Source organism: Jiangella rhizosphaerae, assembly GCF_003579925.1.
In the GTDB taxonomy this organism is placed as follows: Bacteria; Actinomycetota; Actinomycetes; order Jiangellales; family Jiangellaceae; genus Jiangella; species Jiangella rhizosphaerae.
Map to the genome: position 1 here is coordinate 1 of NZ_QUAL01000402.1, position 12,877 is coordinate 12,877.

The following is a 12,877-nucleotide window of genomic DNA, read 5'->3' on the forward strand; positions in this document are numbered from 1 at the left end:
GTCGACGGGCTCGCCGGCCAGCGCCTCCTCGGTGCACCGCACCCAGCGGTCGTAGGAGAAATACTCGCCCCAGCCGTCGAACCGGCCGCCGTCCTCCCACACCGCCCGGATGACCCGCCCGACCCGGCGGTCGCCGCGGGACAGCAGGCCCTCGACCATGCTCGGCTTGCCCTCGTGGTAGCGCAGCCCGATCGACTTGCCGTAGGAGCGGTCGGACTTCACCCGCTCGCGCAGCTTGCGCAGCCGGGCGTCGACGACCTCGTGATCGGCCTGGGCGGCCCACTGGAACGGGGTGTGCGGCTTCGGGACAAACCCGCCGATGGAGACGGTGCACCGGATGTCACCGCGGCCCGACGCCTTGCGGCCGGCCTCGATGACGCGCTTTGCGAGGTCGGCGATGGCCAGCACGTCGTCGTCGGTCTCGGTGGGCAGACCGCACATGAAGTACAGCTTCACCTGCCGCCAGCCGCTGCTGTAGGCCGTGCTGACGGTGCGGATGAGGTCGTCCTCGCTGACCATCTTGTTGATGACGCGGCGCATGCGCTCGGTGCCGCCCTCGGGCGCGAAGGTCAGCCCGGACCGGCGGCCGTTGCGGGACAGCTCGTCGGCCAGGGTGACGTTGAACGCGTCGACCCGGGTGGACGGCAGCGAGAGGGACGTGTTCGTGCCCTCGTACCGGTCGGCCAGGCCCTTCGCGATCTCGCCGATCTCGGAGTGGTCGGCGCTGGACAGCGACAGCAGCCCCACCTCGGTGAAGCCGGAGTTCTTGACGCCCTCGGCGACCATGGCGCCGACGGTCTCGATGGACCGCTCGCGCACCGGCCGGGTGATCATGCCGGCCTGGCAGAACCGGCAGCCGCGCGTGCAGCCGCGGAAGATCTCGACGCTGTACCGCTCGTGGACGGTCTCGGCCAGCGGCACCAGCGGGTTGCGTGGGTAAGGCCACTGGTCGAGGTCCATGACCGTGTGCTTGCGGACGGTGGCGGGCACGCCGGGCCGGTTGGGCACGACCGCGGCGATGGCGCCGTCGGGGCGGTAGCTGACGTCGTAGAACTTCGGCACGTACACACCGCCGCCGGCCGCGAGCCGCAGCAGCAGCTCGTCGCGGCCGCCAGGCCGTCCCTCGGCCTTCCACTCGCGCACCACCTCGGTGATGGCCAGCACGACCTCCTCGCCGTCGCCCAGCACGGCGGCGTCGAGGAAGTCGGCGACCGGCTCGGGGTTGAACGCCGAGTGGCCGCCCGCGATGACGACGGGGTGGTCGTCGCCCCGCTCGGTGGCCAGCAGCGGGATGCCGGCGAGGTCGAGCGCCGTCAGCAGGTTCGTGTAGCCGAGCTCGGTGGCGAACGAGACGCCGAGCAGGTCGAACGCGGCGACCGGGCGGTGCGCGTCGACGGTGAACTGGCCGATGCCGTGCTGGCGCATGAGCCGCTCGAGGTCGGGCCAGACCGCGTAGGTGCGTTCGGCGAGCACGCCGTCCCGCTCGTTGAGCACCTCGTAGAGGATCTGGACGCCCTGGTTGGGCAGGCCGACCTCGTAGGCGTCGGGGTACATCAACGCCCAGCGGACCTGGGCGGAGTCCCAGTCCTTCACCGTCGCCCCGAGCTCCCCGCCGACGTACTGGATGGGCTTGGCCACCCTGGCCAGCAGCGGCTCGAGCTGGTCGAACAGGGACTCGACGGGCATGGACGTCCTACTCACGGATGGTCTCTCGGGCGGTCACGGGTATGGTAACCATCACGACAGGACCGGGTCTGGGCACGACCGGACATCCATTCGTCTGCGATGAGAGGCAGCAGGTATGACCGACTCCGCCCACGTCGTCCCGGACGGCTTCCAGATGCCGTCGGTCGAGACCCGGCCGCTGGTGACCCAGCCTGGCGTCGAGACCGCTCCCGACCTCATCGCCCGGCCCCCGATCGTCCCGCTGCCCGACACCGGCACCAGCAGCCGCGAGGAGCTCGAGATGGCGCTGCAGCGGGCCCAGCTGGTCGCCGACGACTGCGAGTCGCTGTTCTCCGCCGCCCAGCGGGCCATGGAGGACGGCGCCTGGGTGAGCCGGCTCGCCGACGAGTTCTCCAACGGCCTGACGGTGCACGCCCGGCTGGCCGGCTCCGTCGCCGAGAGCTGTGTCGAGACCATCCAGGCCGCGCTCGACGCCCGCGGCGACGACGAGCCGCTGGAGGTGCGGCCGCTGTGACGAAGGCGAGCGACAGCCTGGCGCCCGACCCCGGCAAGGTCGGCGGCGCCGACACCGACAAGCTGGCCGGCGGGTCGATCGAGAAGGAGTACGTCGACCACACCGCCATCGACTACTCCTCCTATGCCGAAGATGGCGGCGGGTACGACGGCGGAGGCGGCTACGGCGGAGGCGGGGGCTACGGCGGCGGGGACGGCGGTGGCGGCACCGAGGACGTCGCCGAGGACCCGCCCGCCGAGGAACCGCCGGCCGAGGATCCGGCCGAGCCCGACGCGGAGGCTCCCGACGACCCGCTCTACGCCGACAGCGACGGCGACGACGGCGGCGACGACACCCCGGTCACCGACGACTTCGGCGACACCGAGCACCCGACCAAGCCGGGTGAGCTCGATCCCGACGAGCCGGTGCTGGAGAAGCCCGAGCGGCCGCAGCCGCCGAACACCACCGTCTCCATCGACGTCGAGGCGATGACCCGGCTGGTCGCGGCCATGGAGCGGGCCGGTGATCAGATCGTGTCGTTGCAGGACGAGATGCGCACCATCCTGTCCGGCGTGCACCTCGACACATCCGACACCGCGCGCTTCGACCAGGTCGCCGACTGGATCCAGCAGGAGCTGCCCGGCCTGCGGCGGCGGCTCGCGATGGCGCAGGACCTGCTCGGCGAGGGCGGCGTCAGCACGCAGCCCGACCACCGCCCGGTGCCGCGTCCGTACGTCGGCGACGAGTCGCAGATCAGCACCAAGCCGGTCCACGAGTCCTACGACGCCGCCCGCGCCACCGCCCAGCGCTTCGGCGTGCCCGGCGACCACGAGACGACGCGGCAGCTGGTCGCCGACCTCCGGGCCAACCGGCACGACCCGTACTACGCGCGCGAGCTGGTCCACAGCACCGACCCCGAGACGCTGGTGCAGGCGGTCGTCCAGGCCGGCGACGACGAGCTCGCCCAGCTCACCGCGGCGACGGTCGCCACGGCCGCCCGCGGCACCGGGGAGCTGGCCCCGCCGGTCGGCTACGAGGAGCAGTGGGCCGCGCTGCGCGAGAGCGACGACCCAGCCGTCGCGGCCGCCGCCGAGCAGCTGCGCCCGGCCTGATCAGGCGATCGCCGGGGCGCGGCGGGATCCGGGGGCCATCACCAGGAGTTCTCCCACTTCACGAGGGCTGCCGCCCCTGGTGAAGCGGGCGGAATCCTCGTGATGCAAGCGATCGTCGATGATCATCGCCCTCCAGCGGCCCCACACGCATCGGGGAGGCCGGCCGGCGCGCGGAACGTCGGCGCGTGGCCGGCAGCCTGCGGCCGGCCGCCGCCCCCGTCATCGCTTCTCGACCGTGGTCTCCGGCACCTGCACCAGCTGCCACTGGCCGGCGGCCGAGAACAGGCCGCGGCCGGGCGGCATGCCGCCGGTCAGCGATCGCGGCAGCTTGATGCCGAAGTGGTCGCCGTCGGCGGTCGCGGCCGGCGAGAGCAGCAGACCGGAACGCGACTTCTTCAGCACCGCCGCCGGGCCGCGGTAGCTGCTGCCGAGGTCGTCGGTGGTGCCGGCGGCGACGATGACGCTGCCGGTGTCGCGCAGCTTCGGCAGGTGCTTGGTCAGCAGGTCGACCATCCAGCCGTCGACGCCCATCAGCTCGAGGTCGTCGACGACGACGGCGGTCGGCCGGCCGCCCTTCTCGGGCACCATCGACTCCCACAGCCGGGTGCCCTCGTCCTTGTCGATCTCGAGACCGATGACGGCTTCGACGCCGGGACTGCCCTCGAGCTCGCGCAGCGGGCTGCGCCGCGGCGTGATGATCAGCAGCTTCCAGTCGCGTTCGAGCATCGACCGGGTCATCGTCAGCAGCGTGGTGCTGCGGCCGGACCGGCGCGGGCCGAGCACGAGGATGCCGGGGCCGTGGTCGATGGCGTCCAGCGCCCGCAGCGTGAGGGTGTCGCCACCGACGGCGACCGGGAGCTCCGTCGGCGCCAGCGGCCGCTCGGCCAGCGCGAGCGCGTCGGCGTAGCTGATGCGCGACGGCAGCTGGTCGACCCGGAACGGCAGCTGCCGGCGCGGCACGTCGGCGTGGCGCTCCTTGGCCTCGCGGGCGATCTGCTGCAGCGCGGCGACCTGCGCAGTGCCCTCGACGTCGTCGGTGAGCAGTGCGATCTGGGTCTCGCGCAGGCCCTCGGCGCGGAAGCCGCGGCCGGGCGGCATGTGCTCGGGCACCTTCTTCGGGTGCATGCCGATGCTGCCGAAGTCGCTGTTGTCGGTCATCCGCAGCATCAGCTTGTCCTCGACCAGCGCCGAGACGCGGCCGACGAGTGCCGTGCGGTCGGCCGTCATGACGACCTTGACGCCGACGCCGGCGCCCTCCTGGAGGATCTGCAGCCATTGGTCGATGAGCCGGCCGCTGTCGAAGCTCTCGAACGACTGGACGAACCCCTCCCACCGGTCGAACAACACCAGCAGGTACGGCAGCCGGGCGCCGGGCTCGGCGGCGGCGCGCTGCTCGCTGAGGTCGGAGTAGCCCTGTTCGGCCAGCAGCTGCTGGCGCCGGCCGATCTCGGCCCGGATGCGCGCGGACAGCGCCGACAGCCGCTCGGGCTGGTCGCGGCTGACGACGGCGCCGGTGTGCGGCAGCCCGACCATCGGCAGCAGCGCGTTGTTGCCGCAGTCGATGCCGTAGAGGTGCACGTCGCGCGGCGAGACGGCCCGCCCGACCAGGCCGGCGACGGCCCGCAGCACCGTCGAGCGGCCGCTGCGCGGTGCGCCGATGACACCCAGGTGCCCGCCGTGGGACAGGTCGTAGAACGCGACCGTGCGGCGCTGTTCCCGCGGAACGTCGACGATGCCGAACGGGATCCGGAGCTCCCGGCCGCTCTCGATGACGGCGGCGGGGTCGGCCAGCACCTCGTCGAGCGTGACGACGTCGTCCAGTGGCGGCAGCCACGGGGGCGGCGGCGCGGCGATACCGGTGCGCTCGGACGCGGCGTTGATGGCGGTGACCAGGCTCTCGAGGTCGGTCGGCGTCGAGACGTCCTCGTCCTTGTCGCCGTCGTCGGTCTTCTGCGGCGCCCGGCCGAGCTCGTCCCAGTAGAGGCGGCGCAGGTCGACGGCGATCTGCGCGCCCGGCGTGTGCGGCCGGCCGCCGACCCGCGAGGACTGGAACGGCACCAGCGACGACGCACCGAGCCGTGCGTAGGCGCGTCCGGGCGTGGACTTCGAGATCTCCGCGGCGTCCTTGGCCTCGATGACGTCCTGGCTGTCGTTGGAGTCGGTGACGCGCAGCGCGATGCGCAGGTTGGTGTTCGACTTGATCTCGGCGCTGACGACGCCGGCCGGCCGCTGGGTGGCCAGCAGCAGGTGCACGCCGAGCGAACGGCCGCGGCGGGCGATGTCGACCAGGCCCTTGACGAAGTCGGGCAGCTCGGTGACCAGCGCGGCGAACTCGTCGATGATGATCATCAGCCGCGGCATCGGCTCGTCGCCGGGGCCTTTGGCCGCGAGGTAGTCCTCGATGTCCTTCTTCCCCGCGCGCGCCAGCTGGTGCTCGCGGCGGTGCAGCTCGGCGGCGAGGCTGTCGAGGGCCCGCGTGGTGAGGTGGCCGTCGAGGTCGGTGACCATGCCGACGGTGTGCGCGAGGTTGTTGCAGTCCTTGAACGCCGCGCCGCCCTTGTAGTCGACCAGCACGAACGTCATCTCGTCCGGCCGGTTGGCGACGGCCAGCGAGGCGATGAGCGTCTGAAGCAGCTCGGACTTACCCGAACCGGTGGTGCCGGCGACCAGGCCGTGCGGGCCGTCGGCCTTGATGTCGACCGCGAACGGCCCGTCCATGCCCTCGCCGATGACCGCCTTGGTGGTGCGCCCGACGCTGGCCCACCAGCCCTGGATCGCCTCGGGCGTGGGCGGGTCGAGCTTGAGCACGTCGAGCAGCCGGCTCGACGACGGCAGCGAGGACGACAGGTCCTCGGAGCTGACGTCCTTGACCGGGGCGAGCGCGCGGCCGAGCCGCTCGCACCACTGCGGCGGCACGACGTCGAGGCGGATGCCCTCGACCGTCGGGTGGCCGGTGCGGCGCACGGTCGCGGTGCCGTTGGGGCCGATCGACACGACGGCCCGGCACTCCTCCGGCAGCAGCCGTTCGTCGGCGTCGATGCAGAGGAAGAGCATGTTCACCCGCGGCCCGTCGCGCAGCAGGGTGATCAGACCGGGCAGCAGGCGGATGCGGCGGGCGCCGTCGAGCAGCACGAGCAGCGGCGGGAACGTGACGTCGCGAGAGGCGAGCATGCCGCCGCTGCGGTCGTTGAGCACCGCACGGCGCCGCTCGAGGATCGACATCAGCTCGGCCACGCGCCGGTTGGTGGTGTCGTCGTCGGTGCCGATGCCCGCCAGGACGTCGGAGTCGTCGCCGCGCCGCACGTGCGGCAGCCAGCGTATCCAGTTCCAGGCGGCGCCGCCGTCGGCGTCGGAGAGCACGACGATGTCGACGTCGGCGGGGCTGTGCAGCGCCGCGACCTGTGCCGCCATCCATCCGGCCACCTGACGGCGCACGTCGTCGCGGCCGGCCACACCGGTGACGCCGGCCTGCTCAAGCGGCACGCCGACCGGCACGTCCGGCGCCGTCCAGTGCAGCACCCGTTCGTGCTCCTCGCGCGTGGGGTCGGTCATCGACACCTCGCTCGGCACGTCGGCGGTGCCGACCCGCACGTGCATGAAGTCGGGGTCGGTGCGGCGGCGCTCCCACAGCCGCGAACGCGGCCCGGTGGCGAACAGCAGCACCGCCGCGGGGTCGGGCAGGTCGCGACGGCGCGCCGAGCGCTCCGTCACCAGGCCGTCGTAGGCCTGGCTCTCGATGTGCCGCATGCGCTGGACGTAGGTCTTCATGTCGTCGTGGTAGCGGTTCTGCTGCTGGTTCCTGGTGCTGCGGTAGCGCGAGATCATCATGATCGGCGTGATGATCATGATCATCAGGCTGAACGGCGACCGCGTGAACCAGAACATGGCGCCGCCCATGATCATGGGGGCCAGCGAGATGGCCCACGGCATGGGTTCCTTGTCGGGCTTGCGCGGCTCGTGCGGCAGCCGGAACTCGGTCTGCCGCGGCGGCGGCAGCAGGCGCGGCGGGCGGTTGTAGTCCAGCGTCACCCCGCCCGGGCTCGGCGACAGCGAGGCGTCGGGGTCGGCGGGCAGGGCCAGCTCGAGCACGACGTCGCCGACCACCAGCGCACCGCCCGGCGGCCACGTCATCGGCCCCTCGACCGGCACGCGGTCGAGGTGCAGGAACGGGCGGTCGGCCTCGGGGTCGACGGTGAGGTTGGGGTGCTTGAGCCGGGCCAGCTCCTCCATGCGCTTCTTGAACCGCCTGCGCTTGCGCCGGCGCTTGGTCCCCGGCGGCTCTTCCTCGTCCTTCGGCACCACGATCGGGCCTTCGAGCAGCCGCTCGCGGGGCGGCGGCGGGACCAGCACGCCGACCAGTGACGGATCGGGCGACAGCGTGACGACGCCGTCGACGGTGACGTCGAGGCGGGCGGCCACGGGCGGGGTGTCCTCGCCGTACAGATGGACGGCCGAACCGGCCCGGCTGCCGATCTCGTGGCTGCCCGGTGAGAGGTAGTCGACGCGGCCGGCGCCCGGCCCGGACACCGTGCGCACCTGGACCACGCCGGTGCGTTCGCCGAACAGGTCGGGCAGCGGGGTGCCGACGCCGACGAGGGCGCCGTTGCGCAGCGGCGACTCGGCGACCTTGCCGGCCGGGTCGAGCGGGACGCCGCCGAGATAGAGGGTGGGCGGGAGGCCGCCCTCGGCGGCGGCCTCGTCGAGGACGCTCTCGCCGACGACGCCGAGGTGGCGGCCGGCGGTGTGGACGATGTGCGGCTCGGGCGCCGGACGGACCCGGGCAGCGAGCTGCCGCGCGATGTCGGCGACCGTCGCATCGTCGTCGCAGTCGACGGCGAGGTCGACGACGTCGCCGTCGCCCGAAGCGGTGGCACTCAGCAGCAGCCGCACGTACCCGTCCCTGTTTCCGCGTTACGCCTGGTGGCCCGTACCCGAACCAGCTTAGCGTCGCACGGGTGGCCCACATCCTTCGAAAGAATGTGGGCCACCCGTCGCGAACGCGTGCCGGCCGTCAGATGCGGTCGGGCTCGCCCGTCGCCTCGGCGATGTTGTTGTGGTTGACGCGCACGTCGTCAGCCGCGCCGGTCAGGGCGTCACGCAGCGTGTCGAGGTTCGTACGGTATTCCTCCCACGCATTCCGGAAGTCGTCCGCGTAACGGCCGGTCCACACGGCGTTGGCAACACCGGTGTCGACCTCCTTCTTGATGGTGTCCGCGGACTCGGAGTTCCTGGTGAACGTCCCGTGGAGTTCCCGAAGAGTGGGAAGATCTGCACCAACACCCATTGTTCTCTACTCCCTCGTGAATAACTACGCCCCACCGCGTCGGGTGCGGCACGACACTGGAAATCCTACCGGCCGTCGCGCAATTTGCAACTTGTCCGGCGGCGATTTCCGGAATTTCTCGGACTGATTCCATGAAAGGCAACGACAACATCATCCGCAGGCCTTTTCAGGACCCCGGACCGGACAATAGCGTGCCCATTCATGAATTCATCCCGAGACGTTTTGAGGTACCTCCTTCGGCAATGACAGGTGCCCTCCGACTATGCGAGATCGCGGTGTCTCCCTCCGCCGCCCGGCACCAGCTCCTCGAGCAGCGCGGCCGTCTCCGGCGCGAGCTCGATGCCGCCGATGCCGAGGAGGGTCTCGCTCATCTCGCCCTCCACCGCCATGACGCCGCCCCGCCCGTCGACGGCGTGCTGGGCGAGGATCAGGTCGCGCCAGAGCAGCTGCTCGGCGGGCCTGACCCGCAGCCCGGCCCGGGCCGCGGCTGCCGCCGTGCCCGGGTCGCCGCCGTCGCGGGTGATGACGGACAACCGGTGCGCGGCGTCGACCAGCAGGTCCGACGCCACGCGTTCGACGCGTGCCCGGGCGATCCAGGCGTAGCGTCCCTGCGGCCGCTCGCTGAGCACGGGCCCGCGGGCCACCCGCAGCGCCCGGCGCAGCAGGTCGGCCTCCTCCGACGGACGCCGCACCTGCCGCGACTGGCTGAGCAGCGCGCACACGACGTCCCAGTCGAGGACGACGGCCTCGCTCAGCTTCAGCCGGCCGTCCTCGGTCATCAGCAGGTACGGCGAGCCGGCGCGGTCGACGCCGAGCCACTCGCGCACCCGCGCGAAGGTGGACTCGCGCACCGCGGCAGTGACGCCGCGCGGCCACACGGCGGCCGCCAGCACCGTCGGGTGGACGCCTTCGCGGTGCAGCGCCAGGTGCACGACGATCTCGGTGGCCAGCGCGCGGCGCTCGGCCTCGATCTCGGTGCGGGCCTGCACGACCACCGGGCCCAGGATGTAGACCCGGACCGGCGCCGTGGCCAGCTCGGCCTCGGTGACCAGCGTGCGCACCTGCGGCACCTCGGGCCGCACCTCGGGCAGCCAGGCCTCGTTGAAGGTCGGGCCGGCGGGGTCGGGGTCGTGGCTGCGGTCGGGGTCGACCAGCCCGACCAGCGCCTCGATGCTGCGCCACGACAGCTGGTTCGCCCGCACGGACAGACCCAGCGCCGGCAGCTCCAGGGTGCCGGCGGCGTCGACGTGGATGCGCCAGCGCGCGCCCGGCACGTCGCCGGCGCAGACCACGCCGAGCGGCGACCGTCCGGCGGCGTTGGTCAGCGCGACCAGCTGCTCGGCCAGCTCGCCGGTGGGCGGCGTGCCGAGCACGAGGTACTCCGGCATCCAGCTGCCGGCGCCGCCGGGGCGGACGCGGCCGGTGAGCACGTCGGTGCCGAGCCGGTCGGCGCGGCGGGCGGCCAGCTCCGGCAGCAGCGGCTCGACGCCGTCGACCAGCCGCAGCCGGCCCGGGTCGAAGACGCTCAGCGCGTCGGGCAGGCCGTCGGCGGTGACCCGCAGGTGATCGGACCACTGGTTAGTGGCCAGCTCCACCGCCAGGGCGGTGACCACCTCGAAGGTCGCCTCGGGGTCGCCGTCGATGCAGATGGGACCGCCGGCCGCCTCGAGGTCGACCAGGACGTCGCGGTCGCCGCTGCGGCCCAGCGAGACCAGGCCGGGGTACGGCGCCAGGACCCGGCCGCGCAGCTCGGGGTCGACGGCGACGTCGGTGCGCGCCAGGATCCAGCGGCGGCCCTCGTCGAGCATCGACCACGGCTCCGGCGCGTCGGCCCGGGCCGGCGCCAGCAGCAGCTCGACCGACGTGCTGTCGACCACCGCGGCGTAGACCGGGGGCAGCGGCCGGCCGGCCTCCTGGCACGCCGCGGCGAGCTGGCGCAGCGCGTAGTCGAGCCAGCGGGCGCGGTCGGGGTCGGCGCCGATGCGCAGCGCCACCTCGGCCTCGACCTCGTCGGTGCCCGGCTCGGGCGTGCGCCGGCGGCGGCGCACCAGCTCAAGGGCGGCCAGCACGCCCGCGGCCAGCAGCCCGGCGTCGATGAGCCCGGCGTGCGGGTTGGTGTTGACCGACTCGGCCTCGCCGGTGGCGACGAAGTCGGCGAACAGGCCGGCTCCGGCCTCGCCGATGCCCTCCTGCTGGCCGCCGCCCTCGTCGGGCGCGACCGGCGGGGTGGCCGGCGGCGCGGGCGGGGTCTCCGGCACCGGCGTCTCGGCCGTGACGACGTCGACGCCCACGGCGTCGGCCGGCACGATGAGCAGCCAGTTCGGGTAGATCAGCCGGGCCAGCGACAGCTCGTGGCCGTCGGGCTGCGTGCGCCCGCGGTTGAGCTCGAAGATCTCCTGGTAGCGGCGGCCGTCGCCCAGCGTGCGCTCGGCGATGTCCCAGAGGTTGTCGTGGTAGCGGCCGTCGGGCGGCTGCACGATGTAGACCTTCTGGCCGACCAGCTCCGCACCCTCCTCGGGGTCGAGCACCATGTCGCCCAGCCGGTACTCCACCTCCTCGGACGCGGCCGCGGGGGCCGCGGCCGGCGGCGTCTCCTGCTGGACGGTCACCTCGGCCTGGCCGTCGTAGGCCTCGGCGGAGACGGACGCGGTGGGCGCCTCGGGCGCCGCCGCCGGCGAGGCGGCCGCGGCCTGGCCCACCGCGGCGGTGGCAACCAGCACCGACGCGACCAGCGCGCGGGCGAACCGCTGGGTCGGCCCGGACAGCGGCACCCGGCTGGGCAGCCCCACGCCGCGGACCGCGCTGCGCAGCTCGATCAGCACGCAGATGGTGAACTGCAGCCACGCCAGCCAGACCACCCACAGCAGCACGCCGACCAGCTGATCGGCGCCGATGGTGGCGGTGAGGTCGTCGCGGGTGGGCAGCGACGTCGGGACGGGCGGCGGGCCGCCCAGGATCAGCAGCAGCACCGGCACACCGATGACCAGCAGCGCGAGCGCGAACCCGGCCGCGATGGCCTGCGGCAGGCTGCGCTTGGCCTCCGGCACGCCGCGCTGCTGGAAGCGCTGCGGCCCGGTCTCGCGCAGCGACGCGGTCGCCGTCACCGACGCCTCGATCGGGGACACCGGCCGGGAACCGCGCTCGGTACGGGTGGTCTGCGGCCGGCCCGCGGCGCGGCGCCCTCTCGTCTCGCTCATGGCAATTCCCCCGTGATGCCGACCGCCGGCCGCGAGGTGGCCTGGCCCTCGATGCCGAAGTCGTCGATGAAGATCAGCTGCAGCAGGGACGTGTTCACGGTGTCCTCGGCGCGGACGAACACTTCGTCGCCGTTGACCTGCACGGTCACCCGGCCGGCGTCGTAGCCGCGGGCGGTCATGTAGTCGACCGCCGCCTGCCTCGCCTCGGACTCCAGCAGGACCACCTGACCCGTCTCGCGCAGCGCCTCGATGTCGATCTGGTTGGCGGCCGCGCGGGCGGCTTGCTCGGCGTCGTCGAAGATGCGTTGCCGCGCGTTGATCGCGAACCCTCCGTCGATGACCAGTCCGGCCAGCATGAACAGCATGACGATCAGCGTGACGACCATCGCGCTGATGGCGCCCCGCTCCGACCGCGCCGCGCGCCTCACAGCGTCCCCCGCAGCTCGTCGATGGGCGCGAAGCTCTCGCCCTCGAGCGTCGTGCTGCCCGGGAAGCCGGCGAACCCGAGGCCGCTGAAGCTGACCTGGCAGCTGACCCGGACGCTGATCATCTCCCCCGGCGCGAACGTGCCGCCGAGCTGGATCGGGGCGCACGTGACGCCGTCGGGCCGGGTGCTGTCGACGATGGCCTGCGCGGCCTGGCGCGCCGACGAGACGTCGCGCTGCAGCGACGCCGACCGCACGGCGTCGCGCGCCATGGCCTCGACGTCGCCGCGGCGGTCGACGTACCGGCCCAGCCCGACGATCAGCATCATGACCGCGATGAGGACAGGGGCGAGGATCACGACCTCGATGGCCATGGATCCCTCCTCTCTCCTCGCCGCGCGCGCGGCCCGCAGTCGCGTGATCACAGGTCCGGGACGAACTGCTCGATAGGGCCCTCGATGGTCTGCGAGACCTCGGGGGCCAGATTGTCGATGATCTCGGTGGACCGCCCGCGGACGGTGACGCGGACGTTGTCGCCCACCTGGATCGCCTCGATGCTGGTGATGATCAGGTGGCCGTTCCCGACGGCGTCGGCGTACTCGCGGCCGCGGGCCTCCGCCGCCGCCAGTGCCGCCGGCGTGCCGCCGCCGACGCGTGCCGTCCGGGCCGCCTCGCGGGCC

8 protein-coding genes and 1 pseudogene are annotated in these 12,877 nt (G+C 73.1%); 2 read left to right on the top strand and 7 right to left on the bottom strand.

From position 1 onward, the window contains the following. A partial coding sequence (locus DY240_RS27080; protein WP_119662780.1) for a TIGR03960 family B12-binding radical SAM protein occupies positions 1-1,686 on the bottom strand: 1,686 nt, incomplete at its 3' end. Between the two features lie 115 nt (positions 1,687-1,801). Here DY240_RS27080 and DY240_RS27085 point away from each other — a divergent pair. Continuing rightward, positions 1,802-2,200, top strand: coding sequence for a hypothetical protein (locus DY240_RS27085; protein WP_119662781.1), 399 nt, complete (start codon positions 1,802-1,804; stop codon positions 2,198-2,200). Beyond that, positions 2,197-3,291, top strand: a complete 1,095-nt coding sequence (locus tag DY240_RS33035; protein WP_199702571.1) for a hypothetical protein — start codon at positions 2,197-2,199, stop codon at positions 3,289-3,291. The genes DY240_RS27085 and DY240_RS33035 overlap by 4 nt, the downstream gene beginning before the upstream one ends. Before the next feature lie 219 nt (positions 3,292-3,510). Here the strand turns inward: DY240_RS33035 and DY240_RS27100 are convergent, their stop codons facing one another. The 6 genes and pseudogenes from DY240_RS27100 to DY240_RS32550 form a co-directional block, all read right to left on the bottom strand. Further along, positions 3,511-8,181 (bottom strand): FtsK/SpoIIIE domain-containing protein, encoded by a 4,671-nt coding sequence (locus DY240_RS27100; protein ID WP_119662783.1) that lies wholly within the window; start codon positions 8,179-8,181, stop codon positions 3,511-3,513. Positions 8,182-8,302: 121 nt separating this feature from the next. Beyond that, positions 8,303-8,575 carry a WXG100 family type VII secretion target gene (locus DY240_RS27105; RefSeq protein ID WP_119662784.1) on the bottom strand — a complete coding sequence of 91 codons (273 nt, stop codon included), beginning with the start codon at positions 8,573-8,575 and terminating at the stop codon, positions 8,303-8,305. Positions 8,576-8,835: 260 nt separating this feature from the next. Next, on the bottom strand, positions 8,836-11,772 hold the full coding sequence (locus tag DY240_RS27110; RefSeq protein ID WP_147375543.1) for a hypothetical protein: 2,937 nt from the start codon (positions 11,770-11,772) through the stop codon (positions 8,836-8,838). Then, positions 11,769-12,200 carry a pilus assembly protein TadG-related protein gene (locus DY240_RS27115; RefSeq protein ID WP_199702572.1) on the bottom strand — a complete coding sequence of 144 codons (432 nt, stop codon included), beginning with the start codon at positions 12,198-12,200 and terminating at the stop codon, positions 11,769-11,771. The genes DY240_RS27110 and DY240_RS27115 overlap by 4 nt, the downstream gene beginning before the upstream one ends. Next, positions 12,197-12,571 (bottom strand): TadE family protein, encoded by a 375-nt coding sequence (locus DY240_RS27120; protein WP_119662786.1) that lies wholly within the window; start codon positions 12,569-12,571, stop codon positions 12,197-12,199. Before DY240_RS27120 ends, DY240_RS27115 begins: the two co-directional genes overlap by 4 nt. A gap of 47 nt (positions 12,572-12,618) precedes the next feature. Beyond that, positions 12,619-12,877 (bottom strand): annotated as a pseudogene (locus DY240_RS32550) (pilus assembly protein); the annotation flags it as partial.